The organism is Stenotrophomonas thermophila (genome assembly GCF_001499715.1).
GTDB lineage: Bacteria > Pseudomonadota > Gammaproteobacteria > Xanthomonadales > Xanthomonadaceae > Stenotrophomonas > Stenotrophomonas hibiscicola.
In genome coordinates this window covers 118,276-144,704 of the sequence record NZ_CVIW01000023.1, presented here as the reverse complement: position 1 = coordinate 144,704, position 26,429 = coordinate 118,276, and the positions used below count along the sequence as shown (strand labels likewise).

General features: G+C 67.4%; 26 protein-coding genes. 13 read left to right on the top strand and 13 right to left on the bottom strand.

The features are described 5' to 3' along the window. Positions 1–125: 125 nt before the first annotated feature. The 5 genes from mtnA to ligA all read right to left on the bottom strand — a co-directional run bounded on the left by mtnA (position 126) and on the right by ligA (position 6,065). Positions 126–1,190 carry an S-methyl-5-thioribose-1-phosphate isomerase gene (mtnA, locus tag BN1263_RS11760; RefSeq protein ID WP_058981311.1) on the bottom strand — a complete coding sequence of 355 codons (1,065 nt, stop codon included), beginning with the start codon at positions 1,188–1,190 and terminating at the stop codon, positions 126–128. Positions 1,191–1,237: 47 nt separating this feature from the next. Then, entirely contained in the window at positions 1,238–1,966 is a 729-nt protein-coding gene (locus tag BN1263_RS11755; RefSeq protein ID WP_058981310.1) for a DUF3011 domain-containing protein, read from the bottom strand. 141 nt (positions 1,967–2,107) lie between these two features. Next, a complete protein-coding gene (epmA, locus tag BN1263_RS11750) occupies positions 2,108–3,064 on the bottom strand; it encodes an EF-P lysine aminoacylase EpmA (RefSeq protein WP_021202737.1) in 957 nt (318 codons plus the stop codon). Beyond that, positions 3,061–3,546, bottom strand: coding sequence for a GNAT family N-acetyltransferase (locus BN1263_RS11745; RefSeq protein ID WP_019660365.1), 486 nt, complete (start codon positions 3,544–3,546; stop codon positions 3,061–3,063). The genes epmA and BN1263_RS11745 overlap by 4 nt, the downstream gene beginning before the upstream one ends. A 47-nt stretch (positions 3,547–3,593) precedes the next feature. Next, on the bottom strand, positions 3,594–6,065 hold the full coding sequence (ligA, locus tag BN1263_RS11740; protein ID WP_186008967.1) for an NAD-dependent DNA ligase LigA: 2,472 nt from the start codon (positions 6,063–6,065) through the stop codon (positions 3,594–3,596). A gap of 303 nt (positions 6,066–6,368) precedes the next feature. On the opposite strand from ligA, the gene BN1263_RS11735 reads away from it, so the two are divergent. Then, entirely contained in the window at positions 6,369–7,493 is a 1,125-nt protein-coding gene (locus BN1263_RS11735) for a pyridoxal phosphate-dependent aminotransferase (protein ID WP_058981436.1), read from the top strand. 95 nt (positions 7,494–7,588) lie between these two features. Here BN1263_RS11735 and zipA read toward each other — a convergent pair whose 3' ends face one another. From zipA to BN1263_RS11705, 6 genes are all read right to left on the bottom strand, one after another. Continuing rightward, on the bottom strand, positions 7,589–8,326 hold the full coding sequence (gene zipA / locus BN1263_RS11730; protein ID WP_058981305.1) for a cell division protein ZipA: 738 nt from the start codon (positions 8,324–8,326) through the stop codon (positions 7,589–7,591). A gap of 46 nt (positions 8,327–8,372) precedes the next feature. After that, the gene (gene smc, locus BN1263_RS11725) at positions 8,373–11,876 is read right to left on the bottom strand and encodes a chromosome segregation protein SMC (protein WP_058981303.1); all 3,504 of its coding nucleotides are present in this window, start codon (positions 11,874–11,876) and stop codon (positions 8,373–8,375) included. A 258-nt stretch (positions 11,877–12,134) separates the two neighbouring features. Continuing rightward, positions 12,135–12,584 carry a 50S ribosomal protein L9 gene (gene rplI, locus BN1263_RS11720; protein WP_005410227.1) on the bottom strand — a complete coding sequence of 150 codons (450 nt, stop codon included), beginning with the start codon at positions 12,582–12,584 and terminating at the stop codon, positions 12,135–12,137. Between the two features lie 104 nt (positions 12,585–12,688). Beyond that, entirely contained in the window at positions 12,689–12,919 is a 231-nt protein-coding gene (rpsR, locus tag BN1263_RS11715) for a 30S ribosomal protein S18 (protein WP_002804494.1), read from the bottom strand. A gap of 11 nt (positions 12,920–12,930) precedes the next feature. After that, a complete protein-coding gene (rpsF, locus tag BN1263_RS11710; protein ID WP_005410228.1) occupies positions 12,931–13,368 on the bottom strand; it encodes a 30S ribosomal protein S6 in 438 nt (145 codons plus the stop codon). A gap of 217 nt (positions 13,369–13,585) precedes the next feature. After that, complete coding sequence (locus BN1263_RS11705) at positions 13,586–13,924, bottom strand: HesB/IscA family protein (RefSeq protein WP_058981301.1); 339 nt, start codon at positions 13,922–13,924, stop codon at positions 13,586–13,588. A gap of 128 nt (positions 13,925–14,052) precedes the next feature. On the opposite strand from BN1263_RS11705, the gene asnS reads away from it, so the two are divergent. The 12 genes from asnS to BN1263_RS11645 all read left to right on the top strand — a co-directional run bounded on the left by asnS (position 14,053) and on the right by BN1263_RS11645 (position 24,529). After that, positions 14,053–15,447, top strand: a complete 1,395-nt coding sequence (asnS, locus tag BN1263_RS11700) for an asparagine--tRNA ligase (protein WP_021202732.1) — start codon at positions 14,053–14,055, stop codon at positions 15,445–15,447. Positions 15,448–15,477: 30 nt separating this feature from the next. Then, positions 15,478–15,777, top strand: coding sequence for a hypothetical protein (locus BN1263_RS11695; RefSeq protein ID WP_005417403.1), 300 nt, complete (start codon positions 15,478–15,480; stop codon positions 15,775–15,777). Positions 15,778–15,784: 7 nt separating this feature from the next. Further along, positions 15,785–16,099 (top strand): hypothetical protein, encoded by a 315-nt coding sequence (locus BN1263_RS11690; protein ID WP_019660373.1) that lies wholly within the window; start codon positions 15,785–15,787, stop codon positions 16,097–16,099. A 7-nt stretch (positions 16,100–16,106) separates the two neighbouring features. After that, on the top strand, positions 16,107–16,745 hold the full coding sequence (locus BN1263_RS11685) for an FMN-binding negative transcriptional regulator (protein WP_058981300.1): 639 nt from the start codon (positions 16,107–16,109) through the stop codon (positions 16,743–16,745). A gap of 72 nt (positions 16,746–16,817) precedes the next feature. Next, positions 16,818–17,480, top strand: a complete 663-nt coding sequence (gene can / locus BN1263_RS11680) for a carbonate dehydratase (RefSeq protein WP_005417406.1) — start codon at positions 16,818–16,820, stop codon at positions 17,478–17,480. A 19-nt stretch (positions 17,481–17,499) separates the two neighbouring features. Next, a complete protein-coding gene (locus tag BN1263_RS11675; protein ID WP_026347065.1) occupies positions 17,500–18,021 on the top strand; it encodes a 3-hydroxyanthranilate 3,4-dioxygenase in 522 nt (173 codons plus the stop codon). 138 nt (positions 18,022–18,159) lie between these two features. Then, on the top strand, positions 18,160–19,434 hold the full coding sequence (kynU, locus tag BN1263_RS11670; RefSeq protein ID WP_019660376.1) for a kynureninase: 1,275 nt from the start codon (positions 18,160–18,162) through the stop codon (positions 19,432–19,434). Between the two features lie 31 nt (positions 19,435–19,465). Further along, a complete protein-coding gene (locus BN1263_RS11665) occupies positions 19,466–20,833 on the top strand; it encodes an FAD-dependent oxidoreductase (protein WP_019660377.1) in 1,368 nt (455 codons plus the stop codon). Then, positions 20,833–22,272: an exodeoxyribonuclease I gene (sbcB, locus tag BN1263_RS11660; protein WP_058981297.1), complete on the top strand. Its 1,440-nt coding sequence runs from the start codon at positions 20,833–20,835 to the stop codon at positions 22,270–22,272. The genes BN1263_RS11665 and sbcB overlap by 1 nt, the downstream gene beginning before the upstream one ends. Next, entirely contained in the window at positions 22,269–22,955 is a 687-nt protein-coding gene (locus BN1263_RS11655; RefSeq protein ID WP_021202728.1) for a DUF2461 domain-containing protein, read from the top strand. The genes sbcB and BN1263_RS11655 overlap by 4 nt, the downstream gene beginning before the upstream one ends. Then, positions 22,955–23,935: an aldo/keto reductase gene (locus BN1263_RS11650; protein WP_058981295.1), complete on the top strand. Its 981-nt coding sequence runs from the start codon at positions 22,955–22,957 to the stop codon at positions 23,933–23,935. Before BN1263_RS11655 ends, BN1263_RS11650 begins: the two co-directional genes overlap by 1 nt. A 42-nt stretch (positions 23,936–23,977) precedes the next feature. Then, entirely contained in the window at positions 23,978–24,529 is a 552-nt protein-coding gene (locus tag BN1263_RS11645; protein ID WP_058981293.1) for a DUF2939 domain-containing protein, read from the top strand. A 48-nt stretch (positions 24,530–24,577) separates the two neighbouring features. Here BN1263_RS11645 and BN1263_RS11640 read toward each other — a convergent pair whose 3' ends face one another. Continuing rightward, positions 24,578–25,522 carry a 5'-nucleotidase gene (locus BN1263_RS11640; protein ID WP_019660382.1) on the bottom strand — a complete coding sequence of 315 codons (945 nt, stop codon included), beginning with the start codon at positions 25,520–25,522 and terminating at the stop codon, positions 24,578–24,580. Positions 25,523–25,569: 47 nt separating this feature from the next. Next, entirely contained in the window at positions 25,570–26,343 is a 774-nt protein-coding gene (locus tag BN1263_RS11635) for an NAD kinase (protein ID WP_005410243.1), read from the bottom strand. Positions 26,344–26,429: the final 86 nt, after the last annotated feature.

Below are 26,429 nucleotides of genomic sequence, written 5' to 3'. Positions count from 1 at the left end.
CACAAATCAGGAACTTAGGGCCCCATACCGCCCTGTAAAGCCGAGCCCATGCTCGGCTGCGGCGGATTCGCTGGCTGAGCCGAGCATGGGCTCGGCTCTACAGACATCCTCGATACTGTCCCGCCTCAGCCGTCGAAGGCGGTGCGCATGTTGTGGGCGGTCGGGTTCAGGATCACCCCGCGCTCGGTCACGATGGCGTCGATCAACTCGCCCGGGGTGACGTCGAACACCGGGTTCCAGGCGGCGATGCCCTCGGCCACGGTGCGGGTCCCGCCCACGCCGTACAGTTCGCCCGGATCGCGCTGCTCGATCTCGATCTGGCTGCCGTCCACGGTGTCCATGTCCACCGTCGAGGACGGCGCTACGACCATGAACTTCACGCCGTGATGGCGGGCCGCGATGGCCAGCTGGTAGGTGCCGATCTTGTTGGCGGTATCGCCATTGGCGCAGATGCGGTCTGCGCCGACGATCACCCACTGCACGGCGCCGGTCTTCATCAGGTGCGAGGCAGCCGAATCGGCGATCAGGGTAGCGTCGATGCCATCCTGCTGCAGTTCCCACACGGTCAGGCGGGCGCCCTGCAGCCAGGGCCGGGTCTCGCCGGCAAACACGCGGGCGATGCGGTGCTGGGCCATGCCAGCGCGGATCACGCCCAGCGCCGTGCCGAAGCCTGCGGTGGCCAGCGAGCCGGTATTGCAATGGGTCAGCACGCCGCTGCCGGCCTCGATCAGGCCAGCACCCAGCGCCCCCATGTGGCGGTTGGCGGCCAGGTCTTCATCGGCAATCGCCTGCGCTTCCGCCTCCAGCAACGCCTTCCAGTCTGCGCCGGCGGCGTTCAGGCAACGGCGCATGCGCGCCAGCGCCCAGGCCAGGTTGACCGCCGTCGGGCGCGACGCATTGAGGCGCTGCAGGGCTGGCTCCAGCTGCTGCAGCGCATGCGCGCCATCGGCGGCCTGCACCTCGCGTGCCGCCAGCACCACGCCCCACGCGGCGGCAATACCGATCGCCGGCGCGCCACGCACGGTCAGCGCGTGGATGGCGCTGGCAACCTCGTCACTGTCATGGCAGACCACGTGCTCGACCACGAACGGCAGCTTGCGCTGGTCCAGCAGTTGCAAGGCATCGCCGGTCCACAGGATCGGGCGGATGTGGTCGTAACGGGCGTAGTCGATGTCGGAGGCAGTGTTCATGGGCCCATTGTAGGGCCACGCCCCGCGTGGTTGGAGCCCGTCCCGGCTCAATTCACCGAGAATTCGGCGCGGCAGCCGCCGTCCACCCAGATCCCGTTGCGGTTCCAGCCCCAGGTGCTGCCTTCCTCGCAGGGCGTGCTGGACAGCTGCTCGGAGACCACAGCACCCACCGAGATGCTGGCGCCGCAGAAGCGGCGCTTCTTCGACTTCGATTCGCAGGTCAGGCGGCGCGGCACATCGACGAAGCGGCCCTCCTCGTCGGCCACCTCGAAATCGCCCTGGCAGCCACGGCTGGTCCAGACTTCATTGCGCTTGTAGCCCCATCCCTGGCCTTCGCGGCACGGCAGCACCGACAACTGGCGAAGCAGGCGCACCGGCGCGCCATCCAGGCGTACCGGGCAACTCTGCGGACGGCCATTGGATTCGCAGCGCACCACGCGGCGCACCAGGCGCTTGCCTTCCGTTGCCGCAGGCGCCGCACCCTGCGCACGGCGCGCCCGGAATTCGGCGCGGCAGCCAAGGGTGACCCACACGCCGCTGCGGTCGGTGCCCCACTCGCTGCCGCGGATGCAGCTGTTGCTCGACAGCTGGCGCACCAGATCGACGCCGTTGTCCACATCGATATCGCAGTGCACCCAGCCCATGTCGCGCGATTCGCAGGTCACCACTTCGCCGTCATAGCCTGCCTGCTGGGCCGACGCCGATGACGGCAGCCAGGCACCCCAAAGCGCGATGGAGTACACCGGTGCCGCCACGACCGCAAACCACTTGACCAATGCCTTCCCCAACAGGAGTGGACGAATTCCGATGCCAGTGTCCCGCATCTGCCGTGATAAGAGCATCATCCCGCTTACCGAAGCAAGCGCGGAAACGCGGCAATCCGTTCAGTCTTCAACGTTCAGGAACGTGCGCCGCACTCACGCGTGGGCAAAGTCGTAGGCCAGCACATCAGCAATCCGCGGCGTGCGGTTCATCGCCATCAACAGGCGGTCGACACCCACCGCCACCCCGGCGCAGGCGGGCATCGACGGCAGCGCCAACAGCAGCGCCTCGTCCACGGCCGGTAGCACCTGGCCGCGCTCGTGGCGGCGCTGCAGATCGCGCTGGAAGCGCGCGCGCTGCTCGTCGGCGTCGTTCAGTTCGTGGTAGCCGTTGGCCAGTTCCACCGCGCCCAGGTACAGCTCGAAACGTTCGGCCAGCGGGGGCGTGCCCGGGCGGACGCGGGCCAATGCTGCCTGGCTGGCCGGCCAGTCGTGGACCACGGTCATGACATCGCCATCGAAGCGCGGCTGGATACGGTGGGTCATCAGCAGATCCAGCCAGTCATCGCGGGTCAGCCCGACCGGGTCAATGTGCACCTCGCCCAACGCGGCACGCAGCGCGGCCTCATCGGCCTCGAACGGATCCACGCCCACGTACTGCTGGAACAGCTCCCGGTAACTGAGCACATGCAGCGTCGCATGGCGCCCGACCAGGGCCAACGCCTGGCCTACCAGCTCGGCGGTTTCCTGCACCAGCCGGTGGTGGTCCCAGCCGACCCGGTACCACTCAAGCATGGTGAACTCCGGGTTGTGGCGGCCGCCGGCCTCGCCATTGCGGAACACCCGGCCCAGTTCATAACAGTCGCCCACGCCGGCAGCGAGCAGGCGCTTGAGCGGATACTCCGGCGAGGTGCGCAGCCATCGGCGGCGTCCACCGGCATCGACATGGCCGGTGAAGTCGGTATGGAAGCTGTCGATGTTCGGCTCGGTGTTGCCCGCGACCGACAGGATCGGCGTCTCCACCTCGAGCACATCGCGCTCTGCAAAGAAGCGGCGCACCAGCGCATTGAGCGCGGCGCGCTGCTGCAGCGCGCGCAGCAGGGCCTCGCTCACAGGATGCCCTCCGGGCGCGGATGGTCGAGCGGCAGGGTCAGCAGATCGCGCGTATCGTCGATGTAGCCGCTGGCCAGGTACAGGCGCCGTGCCAGTTCGTTGTGGTGGTTCACTTCCAGGCGCAGGCGGCTGACGCCACGACCGCGAGCGCGCTGTTCGCAGATGGCCAGCGCCTGCTTGCCGCGGCCACGCCCACGCGCGCGATGGCTCAGGTACAGCTCGTCCAGCAGCATGAAGTGGCCGCCCTGTTCCAGGCTGAAGCCCATCGCGATCACCGCGTAGCCGACCACCTCGCCCGCCTCGTCCAGCCACAACAGCACTTCGCCATTGCGCGGATCGGCCAGCAGCGCGTCCACGCCGCGACGCACGCGCGCGTCATCGAAGTCGATCCTGTCTTCGGCGTAGAACTCGCGCATCAAGGTGATCAACAATTCCTCGTCGGCACGGGTGGCCAGGCGGAAATCCAGTGGGGCGGTCTGCATCGGTGTTCCTTTGTGCTGCATGCCAGGCGCGGCACCCGGCGGGATCATCATTCGTGTTCGGCAAGGTAGGCCAGCAGGCGTTCCTCGTCCCACACCGGCACGCCCAGCGACTGCGCCTTGTCCAGCTTGGAGCCGGCCTCGGTGCCGGCGACCACGAAGCTGGTTTTCTTCGACACGCTGCCGGAAACCTTGGCGCCCAGCGCCTCCAGGCGCTCCTTGGCGACATCGCGGGTGAGCTGGGCCAGGGTGCCAGTGAGCACAACGGTCTGCCCGTCCAGCGGGCCCGCCACGATCTCGGTCAGCGCCGGCGCCTTGGCCAGGATCTGCTGCATCGCCTTTTCGGCCGCCAGCAACATCTCGCCATGGCCATCGGCATCGAGCCACTCCGCCAGTCCGCGCGCGGTGTCATCGGACAAGCCGGCATTGACGAACTGGCCATGCTCGGCATCGAGCACCGCCTGTGCCCCCGGGAGCGCTGCCACCAGTTTTTCGGCGCGCAGACGGGTGATGCCGGGGATCTCCGACTCGACCAGCAGCTGCGCCAGGTCCAGTCCCTCGCGCAGCTTGGCACTGGGGGCATGTACATCGCTGATGCGCACCTGGCCGACCTGCAGCAGGTCATCGATGGCCTGCTGGTTGCCCTGCTGTTCGAAGAAGTGACCGAGCGAGCGCGCCACTTCGCCACCGATGTCCGGCACGCGCTTGAACAGCGGCCACGGCAGATGGCGGATCAGTTCCAGGTCACCGAACCACTGCGCCAGGGCCTTGGCGGTGCTCTCGCCAACGTGTTCGATGCCGAGCGCGAACAGCAGGCGTTCCAGCGTGGCGGCACGACTGGCGTCGATTGCTGCGATCAGGTTGTCGGCCCACTTGGTGGCGATCTTCTTCGTGTTCCATTCGAAGCTGGCGGGCTGTGCCAGCGCCTGCGCGCGCCAGCCCGGATCGCTGCCGTCCAGCTTCAGCACGGCGTTGAGTACCGCGCCACTGCCCTCGGCGGGCAGATGCGGTTTCAGCGCAGCGGCCAGTGCGGACGGGTCTTCCGCATCCAGCACCAGCTTCAGGTGCAGCAGCTGGTCACGACTGAGCCGGTACAGGTCGGCCACGCTCCTGACGATGCCGGCGTCGACCAGGGTTTCGATGTACTTGTCGCCCAGGCCATCGATGTCCATCGCGCGACGCGAGGCGAAATGGGCAATGGCTTCCTTGCGCTGCGCCGGGCAGGACAGTTCGCCCGAGCAGCGCCATGCTGCTGCCCCTTCCTCGCGCACGATCTCCGAGCCGCACACCGGGCAGCGCGTCGGCATCTGCCACGGCAAAGTGCCCTGTGGGCGGCGATCAAGGATGACGCTGACCACTTCCGGGATCACGTCGCCGGCACGGCGCACGATCACGCTGTCGCCCACGCGCACATCCAGGCGTGCGATCTGGTCGGCGTTGTGCAGGGTGGCGTTGGACACGATCACGCCGGCCACGGCCACCGGTGCCAGTCGCGCGACCGGTGTTGCGGCACCGGTGCGGCCGATCTGGATCTCGATGGCCTCTACCGTCGTGCTCTGTTCCTGCGCCGGGAACTTGTGCGCGATGGCCCAGCGCGGCGCGCGCGAAACGAAGCCCATGGCCTGCTGGCCGGCGCGGTCATCCAGCTTGTAGACCACGCCGTCGATGTCGAACGGCAGGCGATCGCGGCGCTCACCGATATCGCGGTAGTAGCCGAGCAGGCCATCAGTGCCCTCCACCACCTTGCACAGCTCGCTGACCGGGAAGCCCCAGGCGCCGAGCTGGGCCAGGGTGCCCGAATGGGTATCGGGCAGCTCGCCGCCCTGCACTTCACCGGTACCGTAGGCAAAGAAGCTCAACCTGCGCTGCGCACTGATCTTCGGGTCGAGCTGGCGCAGCGAACCGGCCGCCGCGTTGCGCGGATTGGCCAGCACCTTGCCGCCGTGCAGGCGCGCACGCTCGTTGTAGGCCTCGAAGTCGGCGCGGGCCATGTACACCTCGCCGCGCACCTCCAGCACATCCGGCCAGTCCTTGCCGTGCAGGCGCTTGGGAATGTCGCCGATCTCGCGCAGATTGGCCGTCACGTCCTCGCCGGTCGTGCCATCGCCACGGGTCGCGCCGAGCACGAAATGACCGTCCTCGTAGCGCAGGCTGATCGCCAGCCCGTCCATCTTCGGCTCGGCCGAAAACCGCAGGCTGCGACGCCCCAGCCGCTCGTCAATGCGGCGCACGAAATCAGCCACCTCCTCGTCGCTGAACGCATTGGACAGCGACAGCATCGGCACAGCATGGCGCACCTCGGCGAAGCGGCCGGAAGGACGCGCACCGACCTGCTGGGTCGGGCTGTCGGCGCGGGCCAGTTCAGGATGTTCGCGCTCCAGTGCTTCCAGTTCGCGCACCAACCGGTCGTAATCGACGTCGGGGATCTCCGGCGCGTCCAGCTCATGGTAGGCGCGGTTGGCCTGGGCGATCTGCCGGCGGAGGTCGTCGGCGCGTTCGGCGGGGCTGGGACTCATCGGGATCCGGTGGTTCTGGGATGGCCGGGGATTCTACCGCGCCCGGCCGTCAGGCCCTGTAACGCCCTGCCTTCGCAGCGTCGAGCCATGCTCGACGGCCGCTCCCCTGCCCTGGTGGATGCCAACCTTCTCGCCGCCTTGGTGGATGCAAGCTTTCTCCCCGCCCCGGTGGATGCAAACCTTCTCCCTGGTTGGCACAGCTGTCATCGAGCATGCCTCGACGCTACAAAAAAACCTGCTTGCCGCCCGGCCCCCGCCGACGCTAGCGTGCCACGGTCTCCCCTCGGATTCCTGCCCGTGACCCTGCCCGTGCCCCTGCCTGCTTCCCGTCGACGCTTCCTGCAACTGGCCGGTGCTGGCCTCGCCGTCGCTGGCAGCGGGCTGCCGCAGCTTGGCCATACCCAACCGGCGACAGCCGCCGCTCCCGCCCCCGCCGAAGGTGCGGTGCTGCTGAATTTCAACGAATGTCCCTACGGCCCCTCGCCTGCAGCCCGGCAGGCAGCACGCGACAGCATCGCCGGATGCGGTCGCTACCGCTTCGCGCTGGCAGGCCAAGTGCGCGATGCCTTCATCGAGCAGGCGCGCATCCCGGCTGATCACGTGCGCCTCTATCCGGGTTCCAGCGAACCGCTGAACCGTGCCGCCGTGCTGTGGACCGGGCCGCAGGCGGGACTGGTAGTCGCCGACCCGACCTTCGAGACGCTCGGCGAGGTCGCCGCCGCCCACGGTGCGCATGTGCAGAAAGTGCCGCTGCGCGAGGACGGTGCGCATGACCTACGTGCGATGGTCGCTGCCGCGCACGCGCGCCCGACCGGGCTGCTGTATGTGTGCAACCCGAACAATCCGACTGGGTCGATCAGCCCGCCAGATGAGCTTGCCTGGCTGCTGGCCCACAAGCCCGCATCGACCCGCGTGCTGGTCGACGAGGCCTACCTGCAGTACAGCGATCAGCCCAGCCTGATCACCCAGGTGACGCAGCGCGATGACCTGATCGTGCTGCGCACGTTTTCCAAGCTGTACGGCATGGCCGGCCTGCGCCTGGGCGTGGCGGCCGCACATCCCGACCGTCTGCGCGAACTGGCCAGCCTGGGCGACAACCCGCTGCCGGTTCCGGCGCTGGCGGCGGCACTGGCCAGCCTGCGCGACCCGCAGCTGATCCCCCAGCGGCGCCTGCAGAACGCCACGGTGCGGCAGGCCACCATCGCCTGGCTCGGCAAGCGCGGGTTCAGCTGCGTACCCTCGGAGGCGAACTGCTTCATAGTCGACGTGCAGCGCGATGGCAGCGCGTTCGCCAAGGCAATGGCGGAGAACGGCGTGGTGATCGGGCGCAGCTGGCCGATCTGGCCGCAGCGCGTGCGCGTAACGGTCGGCACCGAAGAGGAGATGGCCGCATTCCGCCGTGCGTTCGCCAAGGTGGCCGGCGTACCGGCCTGACCCTGTTGATAGGGGCGAACCTTGGTTCGCCCCATCCACGCATGGCGTGCATCTACTGTTGTGGGTGCCGACCGTTGGTCGGCACACCATGGCGCTCACCAGCGCGGGGTCTTGGTCAGCGGCGGTGCCTGGTGCTGGCGGTCGTAGGCGCGCAGCTCGTCACGGATGTGCGCGATGCGCTGGCGCCCCAGGGCGTTGCGGCTGTCATCCAGCACCACGCCATCGAGCAGCTCGGCCATGCGCTGCACGGTCGGCAGCATCTTCTCCCAGGCGTCCAGCGCGGTCAGCGGCGCCGGCAGCGTCAGGAAGAATGCGATGGCCGGGGTTTCCATGGCGCGGATGTTGGCCATGTCGAAGCTGCCCGGCTTCATGATGCTGGCCATCGAGAAGATCGGCCCGCGTTCGGGGTGGCCTTCCACCAGGCGGTGGAACACGTTCATGTGGCCGAACACCAGGCCGGTCTTCTCTGCGGCCACCACGATGTCCTCGCCACGCAGCTGCTCGCCGGCCCGGGCGGCCACGAACAGCGAGACGATCTTGTCGAAATCCTGGGTGGCGCGCTTGCCGAGGTCGCTGGCGCCCGGGTCGGTATCGGTCAGGCCGAGTTCGGCCTGCTCGCCCTCCGTGCCCATGCCCGGTTCGATGCGACCCTCGGCCACGGCGACGCCGTCGTCGCCCAGCACCGGCTCACGGCGCTCGCCACTGGTGGGCTCCGCGCTTTCCACGCGCCGCCCCTGGGGCTTTTTCTTCGGACGGCCAAACAGGAAGATCGCGGCGATCAACAGCAGGCCGGCGGCCAGGATGCCGATGCGCAACAGTGCCGTGTCGGACATTCGATAGGTTCTCCGGCTAGTCCATTCAGGTAACTAGGATGGCACGTCAGGCCGCGCCCGCCAATCGCGCGGCCTCTTCCAGGTCCACGCTGACCAGGCGGCTGACGCCTGGCTCACGCATGGTCACGCCGGACAGCTGGTGCGCGGCCTCCATCGTCGCCTTGTTGTGGCTGACGAACAGGAACTGCACCTTCTCGCTCATTTCCTTGACCATGTTGGCCAGGCGGCCGACGTTGGCTTCGTCCAGCGGTGCGTCCACCTCATCCAACAGGCAGAACGGCGCCGGATTCAGCTGGAAGATGGCGAACACCAGCGCCACCGCGGTCATCGCTTTCTCACCGCCGGACAGCAGCGAGATGCTGGACACGCGCTTGCCCGGCGGGCGCGCCATGATGGTCACGCCGGTGTCGAGCAGGTCTTCACCGGTCAATTCCAGGTAGGCGTGGCCGCCACCGAACAGGCGCGGGTACAGCGCCTGCACGCCGGCGTTGACGCGGTCGAAAGTGTCCTTGAAGCGGCCGCGGGTCTCGCGGTCGATCTTGCGGATGGCATCTTCGAGGGTTTCCAGTGCTGTGGTCAGGTCGGCGTGCTGCGAATCCAGGTAGTCCGAGCGCTGCGACGCCTCGCCATACTCGTGGATGGCCGCCAGATTGACCGGCTCCAGCCGGCGCATGCGAGCATCGATCTGGTGGACCGCCTGCTCCCAGTCGCCCAGGCGGGCATCCTCGGGCAGTGCGTTGAGCACGTCCTGCAGCACGAAGCCGGCCTTTTCCACCGCCGCTTGCAGGGTGTCGGCACTGAGCACCAGCGCCTGCTGGTCGAGCTTGCGCTGCGAAATGCGCTCGCGCTGGACCAACGCCTGCTCGTCGCGCTGGTGGCGGGTCTGCTCGTAATTGCGCAGCTCGGCGTCGATGCCGTCCAGCAGCGTTCGCGCCTCGGTCAGCACGCGATCGGCGCGCACACGCTCTTCCAGCGCATTCTGGTGCTCGGCCTGCAGTGCTTCGATCGGCGAATCACCTTCGTCCAGCTGCGAATGCAGTTCGCCCAGCCGCGAATCCAACTGTCCACGTTGGGTGCCCATGCGTTCCAGCGCCTGGCTCAACGAGGCCAGCTGCGCCCGCTGCGATTCCAAAGTCAGGGCCAACGAATGCGCGCGCTCGCGTACCGCGCGGGCAGCATCACGGGCCAGGTCGCGGGCTTCGGTCAGCTGGCGGCGTTCGCCCTCCAGCCGCTGCCGGGTCGACTCCAGGTCGCCCATGCTGCTGACCGCACTCTCCAACCGCGAGCGTGCTTCACGCGCCTGCTCGTTGTTGGCTTCAATGGTTTCCTGCAGTTGCTTCAGCTCGCCTTCGATGCGGTCGATGCGCGTGCGCGCCGCCTCCACCTTGCCCTGCTGGCCCTGCAACTGGCCGGCCAGTTCGGAGACCGCACGATGGGCCTGGTACAGCGCGCGCTGCGCGTCTTCACGCTGCTGTTCGGCAGCGTGCAGCTGCTCACGGAAACCGGCCAGCTGTTCTTCCAGCTCGGCCTCGCGGTCCTGCAGCTGTTCGATCTGCTCGCGAAGCTCCTGGATCTCGCGTTCGCGCAGCAGCGCACCCTGCTGGGCCGCGCCGGAGCGCGATACACGCAGCCAGCCCTGGCCCAGGCGCTCGCCACCCTGGGTGATGACCGAATCACCTTCCGGCAGGCTGCCCTGCAACGTCTTCGCTTCGGAAAGGTCCTTGGCAGCATGCAGGTGTGCCAGCAGGCGACGGATCGCCACCGGACCACGCACGCGCGCGGCCAGCGAGGTCGGTGCGACCTTCAGGTCGTCATCGCCGTTGGCGACCAGCGCAAGGTGACCATCGCCGAGCTCACCCAGGGCATCGACCAGGCTGGCCGGGTCATCGACCAGCACACCTTCGATCAAGTGGCCGAGCGCGCTTTCCACCGCGTTTTCCCAGCCGGCATCCACGTCGAGGCGCTCGCCGACACGCGCCGCAGAATCCAGCCCCCGCGCCTTCAGCCACGCGACTGCCGCGCCCTGCTCCTGGCCCAGCGCGGCCTGCTGCAGGGCCTCCAGCGAGGCCAGGCGGCCACGCAGGCCGTTGGCCTGCTTGCGCAGTTCGGCCAGTTCGTTCTGGCCATTGCGCTGCTGTTCCTGCACCGCCGCCACGCCCTGCTTGCGCAGCTCGACGTCTTCGCTCAGCTCATCCAGCGCAGCCTTCTGCGTGTCGTGTTGCAGGTGCAGCTGCTCGAAGGCCTCTTCCAGCGCATCCACATCCAGCCCGGCGCGCTCGGCGGCCAGGGCCTCACGACGCCGGTCGGCATCGAGGATCTGCTTGTCCAGATAGTCCACGCGCGTGCGCTCGACATCGCCGGCGCGCGAGGCTTCCGAACTCTGCGAGGTGTGCTGTTCCCAGCGCTGCTGCCAGCTGGCCAGCCGCTCTTCGGCCTCGCGCAGGCTTTCCTGCTTGATCTCGTTTTCTTCCTGCAGTGCTTCCAGCTGCGGAGTGGCGGCCTCCACCGCCTCACGCAGCACCCTCAGCCTGGCCTCATCACCGCTGATGTGCTGCCCCAGTTCGGCCAGGGCCTGCTGGGTTTCATCGCGTGCCTTGTGCAGGCGCTGCGACAACTCGCGCTGGTGCTGGATCTGCTGTTCCAGGCGCGCCAGCGTACTGCCGACCTGGTAGACCGCCGCCTGCGCAGTGTTGAGCGCGTCGGCAGCCTCTTCGCGCCGCGCGCGCGAGGTTTCGATGCGGGCTTCGGCATCACGCTGGTCGGCGATCAGCTGCTGCAGCCGCGTTTCTTCCTGCGACAATCCTTCGCGCAGCTTGGACAGGCGTCCGTCGAGGCCGCGGAACTCCAGCGCCTTCCACTCGGCGTCCTTGACCCGGCGCTCTTCCTGCAGGGCCTGGTACTGCTCGGCCTGCCTGGCCTGGCGCTTGAGGTGCTCCAGCTGCTTGCTGATCTCGTCGCGCAGGTCGCCCAGCCGGTCCAGGTTCTCGCGGGTGTGGCGGATGCGGGTCTCGGTCTCCTTGCGGCGCTCCTTGTACTTGGAGATGCCGGCCGCCTCCTCCAGGTACACGCGCAGGTCTTCCGGGCGTGCCTCGATGATCTGGCTGATCATGCCCTGCTCGATGATCGAGTAGCTGCGCGGCCCCAGGCCGGTGCCGAGGAACAGATCGGTGATGTCGCGGCGACGGCACTTGGTGCCGTTGAGGTAGTAGTTGCTGGTGCCGTCGCGGCTGACCGTGCGCTTGACCGAGATTTCGTTGAACGAGGCGTACTCGCCGGAAATCGTGTGGTCGGAGTTGTCGAAGATCAGCTCGACCGTGGCCTGCGACACCGGCTTGCGGGCATTGGACCCGGAGAAGATCACGTCGGTCAGCGAGTCGCCACGCAGGCGGCTGGCCGAACTCTCGCCCATGACCCAGCGCACGGCGTCGATGATGTTCGACTTGCCGCAGCCATTGGGCCCCACCACGCCGGTCATGTTGGTCGGCAGGTGCAGGGTGGTCGGATCGACGAACGACTTGAAGCCGGACAGCTTGATCGTGGAAAGACGCATAGGGGTTCCGGACTGGGGCCGGCAAGCGGCCTGCGTGTACCCTCCAAGTCATTGATCCTGCTGGGATCGATGCCCGTGGAACGGGTGTGACGCCCTGAGTATACCGATGTGGCCGTGTTCTACGAATGGGCGTGGAACATTACCGGTCCCCTGCCGCCAGGCGAACATGGATCGACGCCATGAAACGGGGCCACAAAACAAAACGGGCACCCTTGCGGGCGCCCGTTCTGCGGTGATGCCAGGCCTTGCGGCGTGGGATCAGGCTTCGGCGACGACGACGACCTTGACGGTGGTCTCGACGTCGGCGTGCAGGTGGACCAGCACGTCGTATTCGCCGATGTTGCGGAAGGCGCCTTCGCCCAGGATGACTTCGCTCTTTTCCAGCGGCAGGCCGGCGGCGGTGAAGGCCTCGGCGATGTCGCGCGGGCCAACCGAGCCGTACAGCTTGCCTTCGGTCGAAGCGTTGGCGGCGATGGTCACGCTCGCGCCTTCCAGCTTGGCCTTGCGGCCTTCAGCGTCGGCGTGGATGGCCTGGGCCTTGGCTTCGTATTCGGCGCGCTTGGCTTCGAACTCGGCCTTGTTGCTCTCGGTGGCCGGCACGGCCTTGCCCTGCGGCACGAGGAAGTTACGGCCGTAGCCCGGCTTCACGTCGACCAGGTCGCCCAGGTTGCCGAGGTTGGTGACTTTCTGCAGGAGGATCAACTGCATGGTATTGCTCCAGATAAGTTATTCGTTAGCGAGGCAACGCCCCGCAACAAAGGCTGTCCGAATAGCTGGCACAGCGGGGGCGGCGTCGGGCCGCCCCGCCTGCATCAGACGTCGTGGTTGTCGGTGTACGGAATCAGGGCCAGGAAGCGAGCGCGCTTGACGGCGGTCGCCAGCTGGCGCTGGTACTTCGACTTGGTACCGGTGACGCGGCTCGGCACGATCTTGCCGTTCTCGGTAAGGTACTGGCGCAGGGTGTTGAGATCCTTGTAGTCGATCTCCTTCACACCTTCAGCAGTGAACTTGCAGAACTTGCGGCGACGGAAGAACTTGGACATGGGAAGGCTCCTTAGGCGGCGGAAGCGGCGTCGTCGCCGGCTTCGTTGTCAGCGGTGTTGTTGGACTCGCCTTCTTCGTCGTCACGACGACGGCGCTCACCGCGCTCCGGCTTGTCACCCTTCTCGTCCTTGCTCTTCATGATCAGCGACTGCTCGGTGTCAGCCTCGTCACGCTTGATGACCAGGTTGCGCAGCACGGCGTCGTTGAAGCGGAAGCTCTCGGTCAGTTCGTTCAGAACGGCCTGGTCGGCTTCGATGTTCATCAGCACGTAGTGGGCCTTCACCAGGTTCTGGATCGGGTACGCCAGCTGGCGGCGGCCCCAGTCTTCCAGACGGTGGATGGTGCCGTTGCCGTTCTCGACCAGCGACTTGTAGCGCTCGATCATGGCCGGGACCTGCTCGCTCTGGTCCGGGTGGACCATGAACACGATTTCGTAATGACGACTCATGTTTTTTTCTACCTTTCGGATGTGGCCTTGCGGCCGGACAGCCCCCCGCCGTTGAGACCGCGGTGGGGCAAGGGTTCCCGCCAGGGAGGCAGGAAGCCGCGCATTATGGCGCAGATGGGGTGGCCGGGCAACCGGTGGGCCACCTGACACCCTGAACCGGGGGCGAGCGCCCAACCCGGGTTGGGCGCTACCAGAACGATCAGGCCCCGGCCGGCCGTCAGGCCTTGTCGGCGTCAGTGGTGAAGCTCTCGCCGCAGCCACACTCGGCGGTGGCGTTCGGGTTGCTGAACGTGAAGGTCTCGCTCAGGCCGTGCTTGCCGAAGTCGATCACGGTGCCGTCCACCAGCGCCAGGCTCTTGGCGTCAACATAGATCTTCACGCCGTCCTGCTCGAACACGGTATCGCCCTCGCGCTCATCGCGGGCCAGGTCGGTGATGTGGCCCCAGCCGGAGCAGCCGGTCCTGGTCACGCCGAAACGCAGGCCCAGCGCGCCGGGGGTCTGGGCGACAAAGCGCTGCACGCGCTGGAAGGCAACGGGGGTCAGGCTGACGGCCATGGGGCTACTCCAGAGGTACGGGGACATTATAAGGAGCTGTGGCTGCGAAAAATGCCTCGCAAGCAGAACGCTGCAACCGGTAAACTCCCGTGTTCACAGATCGAGTCGATCAGCAGAGGATTCAAGTCATGACGGTGGTCAGCGTTGAACATGCGCTTGCCGGGAAGATCCCGGAAGGCGGCGAAGTCACGGTACGCGGATGGGTGCGCACGGTGCGCGGTTCAGCGAATCTGGCCTTCGTGAATGTGAGCGACGGCTCCTGCTTCGCCCCGATCCAGGTCGTGGCCAACGACACCCTGGGCAACTTCGACGAGATCAAGCGCCTGACCAGCGGCTGCTCGGTCATCGCCACCGGTACCCTGGTGAAGTCGCAGGGCAAGGGCCAGTCGTTCGAGATCCAGGCCAGCACGCTTGAAGTGGTCGGCTGGGTCGAAGACCCGCTCACCTATCCGATCCAGCCCAAGCCGATGTCGCCGGAGTTCCTGCGCGAAGTGGCCCACCTGCGCCCGCGCACCAACCTGTTCGGGGCGGTCACCCGCATCCGCAACTGCCTGGCCCAGGCCGTGCACCGCTTCTTCCACGAGAACGGCTTCAACTGGATCAGCACCCCGATCATCACCACCTCCGACGCCGAAGGCGCCGGCCAGATGTTCCGCGTGTCCACCCTGGACATGGTGAACCTGCCGCGCGACGAGAAGGGCGCGATCGATTTCAGCCGCGACTTCTTCGGCAAGGAAACGTTCCTGACCGTGTCCGGCCAGCTGAACGTCGAGGCCTACTGCCTGGCGCTGAGCAAGGTCTACACCTTCGGCCCGACCTTCCGCGCCGAGAACAGCCACACCACCCGCCATCTGGCGGAGTTCTGGATGATCGAGCCGGAAATCGCCTTCGCCGACCTGGCCGAAGACGCACGCCTGGCCGAAGAGTTCCTGAAGTACCTGTTCCGCGCGGTGCTGAACGAGCGCAGCGACGACCTGGCCTTCATCGCCGAGCGCGTGGACAAGAACGCGATCACCAAGCTGGAAGACTTCATCAACGCGCCGTTCGAGCGCATCGACTACACCGATGCGGTCAGCCTGCTGCAGAAGTCCGGCAGGAAGTTCGACTTCCCGGTGGAATGGGGCCTGGACCTGCAGACCGAGCACGAGCGCTGGCTGACCGAGGAGCATGTCGGTCGTCCGGTGGTGGTGACCAACTATCCGGAGCACATCAAGGCCTTCTACATGCGCCTGAACGACGACGGCAAGACCGTTGCCGCGATGGACGTGCTGGCCCCGGGCATCGGCGAGATCATCGGCGGCAGCCAGCGCGAAGAGCGCCTGGACGTGCTGGATGCGCGCATGGCCCAGTTCGGCCTGGATCGTGAGCACTACAGCTGGTACCGCGATTTCCGCCGCTATGGTTCGGTGCCGCACGCCGGCTTCGGCCTGGGCTTCGAGCGCCTGGTGGTCTACGTCTGCGGGCTGTCCAACATCCGCGATGCGATCCCCTACCCGCGCGCCCCGGGCAGCGCGGACTTCTAAGCCCCAAACGACCACGGAGGTGCTGCCCCCATGACCCTGTTCTTCGCCCTCTGTTTCGTTGGCGTTGCAGTGGCCGGGTTCAGTGCCTTCGTGATCTTCTGGCCACTGACCCTGGTGCACGTGCGCGACCGCCATCCGGCGCTCGCCGAGCGCTTCGGCAGCGGCGCCTTCCTCAAGCCCGATGCCCTGGCCTGGCTGCTGCGCCGCGACTATCGCCAGCAGCCGGACCGATCATTGTCCGGGCTGGCGACGCCGGCCTGGGTATCGCTGCTGACCCTGCTGGCCGGACTGGGCATGGCTGCCCTGCTCTGGCTGGCCTCGCTCTGGTAACACATCCATGAATGACATCACCACTTCGCGCGACAGCTGGTGGCTGGCCAGCCTCGGCAACACCCTGATCTGGGCACGCCTGCGGGTGCGCCCTGCCGGCACCGCCGAAGTGCTCGACAGCGACGGCAACACGCTGAGCTATGACAGTGAAGACACCGCCCGTTCGCAGCTGTTCGACGCTGAATTCGTCGAGTATGACGGCCTGGACGAGGAGGACGCGCTGGTGCGCGGCTTCAGCCTGCACGAAGTGCAGCCGCCGCAGGCCGACAGCGACGAGGGCCTGCGTGGCCGCATGATCCAGTCGCTGGGCGGGCGCGCCTGACCCTGGCATGTTCACCCCGCGCGCCTTCGCCGAGACCGACCTGCTCTGGCTGGACCGCCTGCTGGCGCGCGATCCGTTCGTCAGCGTGCTCACCCCGGGCAGCGATGGCCTGCCGGAGCTGACGCGGATGCCGGTGCTGTACCACCGCGACGGCGAACACATCGAACTGCGTGGCCACTGGGCCCGCGCCAACCCGCAGTCGCGCCACAGCGGCGCGGCCAAGGTACTGGTCGATGGCCCGCACGGCTACGTCTCGGCCAGCTGGTATCCGGACAAGGAGCCCGCCGCACGGGTGCCGACCTGGAACTACGCCGCCGCCGAGCTGCGCGGCCAGCTGCACACCTTCGACGACGCCGATGCGCTGGCCGAACTGGTCGGCGCGATCAGCGACCATTTCGAAGCCAGCGTCGGCCAGGCCTGGCGCTTCGATGCCGCGCGCGCCGAACACGGCCCGGAGCTGCGCGCCATCGTCGGCTTCCGCTTCCAGGTTGAACACGTGCAGCTGAAGCTGAAGCTGAGCCAGAACCACCCCGATGCGAACCAGCGTGCCGTGATCGCCGAACTGGAACAGCTGGGCACCCCTTCCTCCACCGAGTTGGCGCAGTGGATGCGCTGGCACCGCGAACAGGCCACCCGCAGCGGCTGAACGCCCCCGATTCCCGCGACGACGCAGCCGGATGGCTGCGGCGCGCCCCCACCTGACGCCAGGCATCCGAACATGAAAGACATCCACAAGCTGCTGCAGAACAACCGCGACTGGGCCGACCGCATCGAGAAGGAAGACCCGGACTTCTTCCACCAGCTGGCCAAGCAGCAGCATCCCGAGTACCTGTGGATCGGCTGCTCCGATTCACGGGTTCCGGCCAACCAGATCATCGGCATGGCACCCGGCGAAGTGTTCGTGCACCGCAACGTTGCCAACGTGGTCGCCCACACCGACCTGAACTGCCTGAGCGTGGTGCAGTACGCGGTGGACCAGCTGAAGGTCAAGCACATTCTGATCGTCGGCCATTACGGCTGCGGCGGCGTGCACGCCTGCCTGCACAATACCCGCGTCGGCCTGGCCGACAACTGGCTGCGCCACGTCGGCGACGTCGTTCAGAAGCACCAGGGCATCCTCGATGCGATCGAAGACGATGAACTCAAGCACGCCCGCCTGTGCGAGCTGAACGTGATCGAGCAGGTCGCCAACCTCTGTCGCTCGACCATCGTGCTGGACGCCTGGGCCCGCGGCCAGAAGCTGATGGTGCATGGCTGGGTGTACAGCCTGAAGGACGGTCGCGTGCGTGAAATGGGCATCGACGTAGGCTCGCTGGAAGAGCTGCAGCCGGCGTATGAGAAGGCACTATCCTTCGTGCCGCGCAAGGGCCGTCGCGACTGATCCCTCACGGATGACCACCATGCTCGCTTCGCCGATCAACCTGCACGCCTGGATCGAGGAGAACCGCCACCTGCTGAAGCCGCCGGTGGGCAACAAGATGATCGACAACGGCGATTTCATCGTGATGGTGGTCGGCGGGCCGAATTCGCGCACCGACTATCACTACGACGAAGGCCCGGAGTGGTTCTACCAGCTCGAGGGCGAGATGGTGCTGAAGGTGCAGGAGGACGGTGCGGTACGTGACATCCCGATCCGCGCCGGCGAGGTCTTCCTGCTGCCGGCGAAGGTGCCGCACTCGCCGCGCCGCCCGCCCGGGGGCATCGGCCTGGTGGTCGAGCGCAAGCGCCTGCCGCACGAGAAGGACGGGGTGATCTGGCACTGCGAACGCTGCAACCACAAGCTGCACGAAGAGTTCTTCGCGCTGCAGAACATCGAGACCGACCTGCCCAAGGTGTTCGCGCGCTACCACGCCAGCCTGGAACTGCGCACCTGCAGCCAGTGCGGGCACGTGGATCCGCTGCCGGTGCCGGCGGCGGGCTGAGCACCTGCCCCTGTAGAACCGAGCCCATGCTCGGCTTCGTGGCCCGGCAGCCGAGCATGGGCTCGGCTCTACAGGTTCGGCGGCAGGCACGCCGCCAAGCGCTACACTGGCGGTCCCGTTGCAGCCTGTTGCCCGACCATGTCCGACCTGCTCAGCCGCACCCACGCCATTGCCCTGGACGCCGCCGATCCGCTGCGTCCGATGCGTAACGAATTCCTGATTCCGCGCCATGGCGGCGGCGAGCAGACCTACTTCGTCGGCAACTCGCTGGGCCTGCAGCCGCGTGGCGCTCAGGCCGCGGTGCAGGAAGTGATGAAGCAGTGGGGCGAGCTGGCGGTGGAAGGCCACTTCACCGGCCCTACCCAGTGGCTGTCCTACCACCGCCTGGTGAGCGCGCAGCTGGCCCGCGTGGTCGGTGCGCTGCCCAGCGAAGTGGTGGCGATGAACACGCTGAGCGTGAACCTGCACCTGATGATGGTCAGCTTCTACCGGCCGACCACGCAGCGCCCGGTGATCCTGATGGAAGCCGGCGCATTCCCGACCGACCGCCACGCGGTCGAAGCACAGATCCGCTTCCATGGCTTCGACCCGGCCCAGTGCCTGGTGGAAGTGCAGCCGGACGAAGCCAACGGCACGATCTCGCTGACCGCGATCGAACGCGCCATCGCCGAGCACGGCCCGCGCCTGGCGCTGGTGCTGTGGCCCGGCGTGCAGTACCGCACCGGCCAGGCCTTCGACCTCGATGCAATCACCCGCGCCGCACGCCTGCAGGGGGCGCGCATCGGCTTCGACCTGGCGCATTCGGTGGGCAACCTGCCGCTGCGCCTGCATGACGTGGCGCCGGACTTTGCGGTGTGGTGCCATTACAAATACCTCAACAGCGGCCCGGGCGCGGTTGCCGGCGCCTTCGTGCACGAGCGCCACCATCGCGACACCACCCTGCCCCGATTCGCTGGCTGGTGGGGCCATGAGGAAGCCACCCGTTTCCAGATGGCACCGCAGTTCACCCCGGCCATCGGTGCCGAAGGGTGGCAGCTGAGCAATCCGCCCATTCTGGGGCTGGCACCGTTGCGCGCCTCGCTGGACCTGTTCGAGCGAGCCGGCATGGACGCGCTGCGCAGCAAATCGCTGGCGCTGACCGGCATGCTCGAAGCACTGGTGCGGGCACGCCTGCCGCAGGTGCTGGAGATCATCACCCCGGCAGACCCGCAGCGCCGCGGCTGCCAGTTGTCGCTGCGCGTGATCGGCGGCCGCGAGCGCGGGCGCGCCCTGTTCGAGCACCTGCGCAGCATCGGCGTGCTCGGCGACTGGCGCGAACCGGACGTGATCCGCATCTCGCCCACCCCTCTCTACAACCGCTACCTGGACGTGCACCACTTCGTCGAGGAAGTGGAAGCCTGGGCCGGCCTTTGAGCCGGTCCCTCCCCTACTGCTGGACAGTTCGTTGATCGCACACGCCTCCCGCTCGTTGAGCATTATCGGTGCCGGCCTCGCCGGCTCCCTGCTGGCCATCCTGCTGTCACGCCAGGGCTGGCGCATCACCTTGTACGAACGCCGCGGCGATCCGCGCGTGGCCGACTACGAGAGCGGCCGCTCGATCAACCTGGCGCTGGCCGAGCGTGGGCGCAACGCCCTGCGCCAGGCCGGTGTGGAAGACGAGGTGATGGCGCGCGCGGTGATGATGCGCGGACGCATGGTGCATCCACGCGACGGCGAACCGCAGCTGCAGCGCTATGGCCGTGATGACAGCGAAGTGATCTGGTCGATCCACCGCAGCGACCTGAACACCACGCTGCTGGAACTGGCCGAACAGGCAGGGGCCACCGTGCATTTCCATCGCCGCCTGCACACCGTTGATTTCGATGCCGGCTACGCCCGCTTCATCGATGACCGCGATGACAGCCCGCACGACATCCGCTTCGACACCCTGATCGGTGCAGACGGTGCCGGTTCGGCGCTGCGTGCGGCAATGAACCGGCGCGCGCCGCTGGGCGAGGACATCGCCTTCCTCGATCACTCCTACAAGGAGCTGGAGATTCCGCCGGCCGAAGACGGGGGCTTCCGCATCGAGCGCAACGCGCTGCACATCTGGCCACGCGGCCACTACATGTGCATCGCCCTGCCCAATCATGAAGGCACCTTCACCGTCACCCTGTTCCTGCCCAACCAGGGCGATCCCAGCTTTGCCACGATCAATACCGGTGCGCAGGCCGAGGCGCTGTTCGCTCGCGAGTTCGCAGACGCGCTGCCGCTGATCCCGAACCTGCGGGTGGATTGGGAACAGCACCCGCCGGGCCTGCTCGGCACGCTCACCCTGGAGCGCTGGCACCAGCAGGGTCGCGCCGTACTGATCGGCGACGCCGCGCATGCAATGGTGCCGTTCCACGGCCAGGGCATGAACTGCGCGTTCGAGGATTGCGTTGCGCTGGCCCGTCACCTGATGGAGGCGGATGACCTGGAAAGTGCGTTCGCTGCGTTCGAGGCCGAGCGCAAACCCAATGCACGCGCGATCCAGCAGATGGCGCTGGAGAACTACCTGGAAATGCGCGACCGCGTGGCCGATCCCTCGTTCCTGCTGCAGCGCGAACTGGAGCGGGAACTGCAGCGGCGCTGGCCGACCCGCTTCGTACCGCACTACACGATGGTCACCTTCCTGCACACGCCGTACGCCGAAGCGCTGCGCCGCACCGAACTGCAGCGCGATTTGCTGGCGGCGGCCACGGTCGGCCACGAGTCGCTGGACAACATCGACTGGGCGGCGCTGGAAGCGCAGATCCACGCGCAGCTACCGGTCCTGGAGGGTGCGCACTGATGGCCGACAGCTTCCTGTTCTACGACCTGGAAACCTTCGGCCAGGATCCACGGCGCACCCGCATCTCGCAGTTCGCCGCCATCCGCACCGACCCCGACCTCAACGAGATCGACACGCCGGTCAGCTTCTTCGTGCGCCCGGCCGATGACCTGTTGCCCTCACCGATGGCCACCCTGGTCACCGGCATCACCCCGCAGCAGGCCTTGGCCGAAGGCATCAGCGAGGCCGAAGCGTTCGACCGCATCAACGAACTGATGTCGCGACCCGGCACCTGCGCGCTGGGCTACAACACGCTGCGCTTCGACGATGAATTCGTCCGCTACGGCCTGTTCCGCAACTTCCATGACCCATACGAACGCGAGTGGCGCAACGGCAATTCGCGCTGGGACCTGCTGGACATGCTGCGGCTGATGCGCGCGATGCGCCCGGATGGCATCCAGTGGCCGCTGCGCGAGGACGGTGCCACCTCGTTCAAACTCGAGCACCTGGCCGAAGCCAACAACGTGCGCGAGGGTGATGCGCACGAAGCGCTATCCGACGTGCGAGCCACGATCGGCATGGCACGGCTGTTCAAGCAGTCGCAGCCGCGCCTGTGGGAGTACGCGCTGAAGCTGCGCGACAAGCGCTTCGTCGGCGGCCTGCTGGATGTCACCGCGATGACGCCGGTGCTGCACATTTCCATGCGCTACCCCGCCAGCCGTCTGTGCGCGGCGCCGGTGCTGCCGTTGGCCGTGCACCCGACGATCAGCAACCGGGTGATCGTGTTCGACCTGGACGGCGACATCGACGACCTGCTGGCCCTGCCGGCCGAGGTGATCGCACAGCGCCTGTACCTGCGCGCCAGTGAACTGCCCGAGGGCGTGGCACGGGTGCCGCTGAAGGAAGTGCACCTGAACAAGGTGCCCGCCCTGGTCGCCTGGAACCACCTTCGTGGCGACGACCACGCGCGCCTGGGCCTGGACGTGGCCGCGATCGAGGCCAAGGTTGAACGGCTGCGCGGGTTCGCCCCTCAGCTTGCCGAGAAGGCGCGCCAGGTCTACAACCAGCCGCGCGCGGCCACCGTGGCCGACGTCGATGCCTCCCTGTACGACGGCTTCCTCGGCAACGGCGACAAACCGCTGCTGGCGCTGGCCCGCACCACCGCACCGGAGCAGTTGGCCGCGCTGGAAGGCCGCTTCCGCGACCCGCGCCTGCCGGAGCTGCTGTTCCGCTACCGTGCGCGCAATCATCCCGACAGCCTCGCGCCGGCTGAACGCCAGCGCTGGCAGGATTACCGGCGCCAGCGCCTGCTGGGAGACGGCGGCCTGGGCGAACTCAACCTGCCCCAGTACCAGCAGCAGCTCGATGCGCTGGCCGCCGAGTCGCCCGACGACGCGCGGCGCCAGGCCCTGCTGCAATCGTTGCGCGACTGGGGCCAGCACCTGCAGGAGACCTTGTGAGTACCTATTTCTCGGACGCCAGCTTCAAGTTCCTGCGCAGCCTGGCGCGCCACAACGAAAAGGCGTGGTTCAACGACCACCGCCAGCAGTACGAAGAGCATGTGCGACAGCCGTTCCTGCGCCTGTTGGGTGACCTTCAGCCAGCCCTTGCCGAGGTCAGCGAACACTTCCGCGCCGATACCCGCGGCGTCGGCGGCTCACTGTTCCGCATCCACCGCGACGCGCGTTTCTCCAACGACAAATCGCCTTACAAGACCTGGCAGGGTGCGCGCCTGTTCCATGAGCGCCGTCGCGAAGTGGCCGCGCCCTCGTTCTATGTTCACCTGCAGCCGGGCGAGAGCTTTGTCGGTGCCGGCCTGTGGCACCCGGAACCGGAAACCCAGCGCCGCGTGCGCCACTTCATCCTCGACAATCCGGGCAGCTGGAAGGCCGCGGCCCATGCACCTGCGCTGCGCAGGCGCTTCGAGTTCGAGGAGAGCGAAAAGCTGGTGCGTCCGCCGCGCGGCTTCCCGGCCGACTTCGAGTTCATCGACGATCTCAAGCACCGCAACTGGGTGATGTGGCGCCCGCTGGATGACGCCACCATGACCGGCCCACGCCTGCTGTCCACGCTGGGCAAGGATCTGGCCGCGCTCGGCCCGTTCGTCGACTATCTGTGCGCAGCGCTGGACCTGGAATTCTGATGCCGTTGGCGCACCAACGGCGCACGCTGGGCCGCACCGGCCTGGCGGTTTCGCCGGTCGGCCTTGGGTGCTCCGGCTTCTGGGGGCATCGGCGCTTCCCGGAGCAGTCGGCCGCGCACGTCGTCGAGCATGCACTGGCACAGGGCGTGAACCTGTTGGACACCGGTCACAACTACTCCGGTTTCCACGCCGAGCCGCGGCTGGGCCGCATCCTGCGCTCCTTGCTCAAGCAATACCCGCGCGATTCGCTGGTGATCTCCAGCAAGGGCGGCACGCTGACCGGCCAGGCCGGCGTCAGCGGCGCCGAGCAGCGCAATTTTTCGCCAGCGGCCATCACCGCCAGCTGCGAAGCCTCGCTGCGCAACCTCGGCCTGGATTACCTCGATATCTACCAGCTGCATGGTGCCAGCCAGCACGACATCAACGATGACCTGCTGGCCGCGCTGCAGCGACTGCGCGAACGCGGGTTGATCCGGCATACCGGCATCAACACGCACACGGCGTCGACCCTGCACTGGATGATCGACCATCCCACGCTGTTCGACGTGGTGCTTCTGGACTACAACGCCCTGCAGCAGGATCGTGAACCTCTCATCGACCGGCTGCACGCGGCCGGTATCGGCGTGCTGGCCGGCACCGTGCTGGCGCAGGGCCACCTGCTCCCATCACGGGCCCGCCTGCCGCGCCCGGCCGACGCCTGGTACCTGGCCAGAGCCTGGCTGAAGCCGAGCAGCCGCTCCCTGATGCACAGCGCACGCCGGATGCGCCACACCATCGCCGCCATCCACAGCCAGCGCCCCGCCCAGACCGCGTTTGCCTACGCCCTGGGCCATCCCGGCGTTGCCAGCGGCATCCTCGGCACCACCCGCACCCGCAGCCTGGACGAAGTGCTGGCGACGCGGCTGGAGGCGCTGACTCCGGCGGAACGGCAACGGCTGGTCGATGCCTTCGGTGATGGCCGTGGTTCGCCCAGTCAGTGAGTCTTCACCCGGCACTGCCGCCGTTGCGGCAGTCTGTCCGCCATGAAGAAACTCTCCGCACTGGTTGTGCTGCTGGTCCTGGCCCTGGCGGCCTGGTGGTTCGGCGGCCCCTACCTGACCGTCAATGGCCTTTCCAAGGCCATCGAGCAGCGCGACACCGCGCGCCTGGAACGCTACGTCGATTTCCCGCGCGTGCGCAGCAGCCTGCGCGCGCAGCTCAATGACTACCTGGTGCGCCAGGCCGGCCCGGACGTGGCGGCCAGTCCCTTCGGTGCCCTGCTGTACGGGCTGGGCGACCAGCTGGGCGGTGCCGCGGTGGACACCATGGTGACCCCCACCGGGATCGGCGCGATGCTGCAGGGCCACGTGCTGTGGAAGCGCGGCCGCAATGAACTGCAGGGCGGCGATGCCTTCGGCCCGACCGAACCGGCGCGACCGTTGAAGAATGCCGAACACCATTTCGAAGCGCTGGACCGCTTCGTGATCGATGTCGATCGCGGTCCCGGCCAGCCGCCGATGAAGGTGGTACTGGAGCCGCAGGGGCTGCGCTGGAAGGTAGTGGATCTGCAGCTGGGGATGTCGGTCGCGCATTGACCGGTAACGGCAGTGCCAACCAACGGTTGGCACCCACCCGGCATGGTTTCACCCCTCGTTGGCGACGCCGTGCGGTACGTGGCCGGCAGCCACATGCTCGCGGGCGCTGTCGATGTTGTGCTGCGAATCGTCGAAGAAGATGTCGGCGCCGAACGCCTGCAGGAACGGCCCCTTGTGCCGGCCGCCGAGGAACAGCGCTTCGTCCAGGCGCACGCCCCACTCGCGCAGGGTGCGGATCACCCGCTCATGGGCCGGCGCCGAACGCGCAGTCACCAGTGCGGTACGGATCGGCGCGCTCTCGCCGGCAGGGAATACTTCCTGCAGCGTGTGCAGCGCTGACAGGAAGCCACGGAACGGACCGCCGCTGAGCGGCTCGCGGGCCCGTTCGCGCTCATGGCGGCCAAAGGCTTCCACGCCCTGCTCGCGCGAAATGCGTTCACTCTCGTCACCAAAGATCACCGCGTCACCGTCAAAGGCGATGCGCAGCTGCCCGGCAGGGCGACCGATGTCGATCTGGTCGGCCGCTGCGGCTGCGGTCTCGCCAGGCGGCTTGGGCAGGATGGTCGCCGCCGCGATGCCATGGCGCAGCGCGCTGCGCACCGATTCGGGGTTGGCCGACAGGAACAGGTCGGTGCCGAACGGCTTCACGTACGGCCAGGTCGGCTCACCGGCGGTAAAGGTCGCGCGGATGATGCCCAGGCCGTAGTGCTGGATCGAATTGAAGATGCGCAGGCCGGTATCGGCCGAGTTGCGCGACAGCAGGATCACCTCGACGCGAGGATTCTCCGGGCTGGCCCCCTGGTTCAAAGCCAGCAGCTTGCGCACCACCGGGAAGGCCACGCCGGGGCCGAGGATATCGTCCTCGTGCTGGCGCTGGAATTCGGCATAGGCCGCCACGCCATCGCTCTCGAACAGCGCGTGGCTTTCCTCGAGGTCGAAGAGCGCGCGCGAGGTCACCGCGACGGTCAGCAAACGGGGGGAGTTGTCGCCCATCGGTGGGGGTCCTTCAAGCGGTCGGCACGGCCGGCTGCCCATTGTCCTCAAAAAACGAACTGTTCGCTCAGGATCCGGTCTTCCAGGTTGTGCTCCGGGTCGAACAGCAGGGTCACGCGGCGGTCCTTCGACTCACGGATGGTCACCTCGACCACGTCGCGGGTCTCGTGCGAGTCGGCAGTCACGCTGACCGGGCGCTTGTACGGATCGAGCACGCGGAAGCGCACTTCGGTATCGGCCTTCAGGATCGCGCCGCGCCAGCGCCGCGGCCGGTACGGGGCCAACGGCGTCAGCGCGATGGTGTGCGAGCCCAGCGGCAGCACCGGACCATGCGCGGAATAGTTGTAGGCGGTGCTGCCGGCCGGGGTGGCCACCAGCACGCCGTCGCCGATCAGTTCGGCCACGCGCTCCTGGCCGTTGAGGTCGATGCCGATATGCGCGGCCTGCCGGGTCTGGCGCAGGAGCGAAACGTCGTTGTAGGCCAGCGAGCCGGTACTGGTGCCGGACTCGGTCAGCGCCACCATTTCCAGCGGGCGCAGGTTGGCCGGTTCTGCGCGTGCGATGCGGGCCTGCACGTCGTCGTCTCCACGGTACTGGTTCATCAGGAAGCCGACCGTGCCCAGCTTCATGCCGAACACCGGCTTGCCCAGGTGCCCATGCCGATGCAGGGTCTGCAGCATGAAGCCGTCGCCCCCCAGCGGGCACAGCACGTCGGCCTGCTCCGGCGCGTGATCGCCATAACGCGAGATCATCGCCGCGCGGGCCATCTGCGCGGGCTCGGCGGTGCTGGCCAGGAAAGCGATGCGGGGGGTGTCGCTCATCGGTGGATCCGGGTGGGTTTGATGGAGAGCATAACCGAGCGCCGGGAGTTGGACCCCGTGGGGCAGATGACCGGCATATCCGCCGG

Coding starts and splice junctions, on each gene's coding strand:
- mtnA (WP_058981311.1), bottom strand. CDS start 1,190: ATGAACACTGCCTCCGACATCGACTACGCCCGTTACGACCACATCCGC.
- BN1263_RS11745 (WP_019660365.1), bottom strand. CDS start 3,546: ATGCAGACCGCCCCACTGGATTTCCGCCTGGCCACCCGTGCCGACGAG.
- zipA (WP_058981305.1), bottom strand. CDS start 8,326: ATGTCCGACACGGCACTGTTGCGCATCGGCATCCTGGCCGCCGGCCTG.
- smc (WP_058981303.1), bottom strand. CDS start 11,876: ATGCGTCTTTCCACGATCAAGCTGTCCGGCTTCAAGTCGTTCGTCGAT.
- rplI (WP_005410227.1), bottom strand. CDS start 12,584: ATGCAGTTGATCCTCCTGCAGAAAGTCACCAACCTCGGCAACCTGGGC.
- rpsR (WP_002804494.1), bottom strand. CDS start 12,919: ATGTCCAAGTTCTTCCGTCGCCGCAAGTTCTGCAAGTTCACTGCTGAA.
- rpsF (WP_005410228.1), bottom strand. CDS start 13,368: ATGAGTCGTCATTACGAAATCGTGTTCATGGTCCACCCGGACCAGAGC.
- BN1263_RS11705 (WP_058981301.1), bottom strand. CDS start 13,924: ATGGCCGTCAGCCTGACCCCCGTTGCCTTCCAGCGCGTGCAGCGCTTT.
- asnS (WP_021202732.1), top strand. CDS start 14,053: ATGACGGTGGTCAGCGTTGAACATGCGCTTGCCGGGAAGATCCCGGAA.
- BN1263_RS11695 (WP_005417403.1), top strand. CDS start 15,478: ATGACCCTGTTCTTCGCCCTCTGTTTCGTTGGCGTTGCAGTGGCCGGG.
- BN1263_RS11690 (WP_019660373.1), top strand. CDS start 15,785: ATGAATGACATCACCACTTCGCGCGACAGCTGGTGGCTGGCCAGCCTC.
- BN1263_RS11685 (WP_058981300.1), top strand. CDS start 16,107: ATGTTCACCCCGCGCGCCTTCGCCGAGACCGACCTGCTCTGGCTGGAC.
- can (WP_005417406.1), top strand. CDS start 16,818: ATGAAAGACATCCACAAGCTGCTGCAGAACAACCGCGACTGGGCCGAC.
- BN1263_RS11675 (WP_026347065.1), top strand. CDS start 17,500: ATGCTCGCTTCGCCGATCAACCTGCACGCCTGGATCGAGGAGAACCGC.
- kynU (WP_019660376.1), top strand. CDS start 18,160: ATGTCCGACCTGCTCAGCCGCACCCACGCCATTGCCCTGGACGCCGCC.
- sbcB (WP_058981297.1), top strand. CDS start 20,833: ATGGCCGACAGCTTCCTGTTCTACGACCTGGAAACCTTCGGCCAGGAT.
- BN1263_RS11650 (WP_058981295.1), top strand. CDS start 22,955: ATGCCGTTGGCGCACCAACGGCGCACGCTGGGCCGCACCGGCCTGGCG.
- BN1263_RS11645 (WP_058981293.1), top strand. CDS start 23,978: ATGAAGAAACTCTCCGCACTGGTTGTGCTGCTGGTCCTGGCCCTGGCG.
- BN1263_RS11640 (WP_019660382.1), bottom strand. CDS start 25,522: ATGGGCGACAACTCCCCCCGTTTGCTGACCGTCGCGGTGACCTCGCGC.
- BN1263_RS11635 (WP_005410243.1), bottom strand. CDS start 26,343: ATGAGCGACACCCCCCGCATCGCTTTCCTGGCCAGCACCGCCGAGCCC.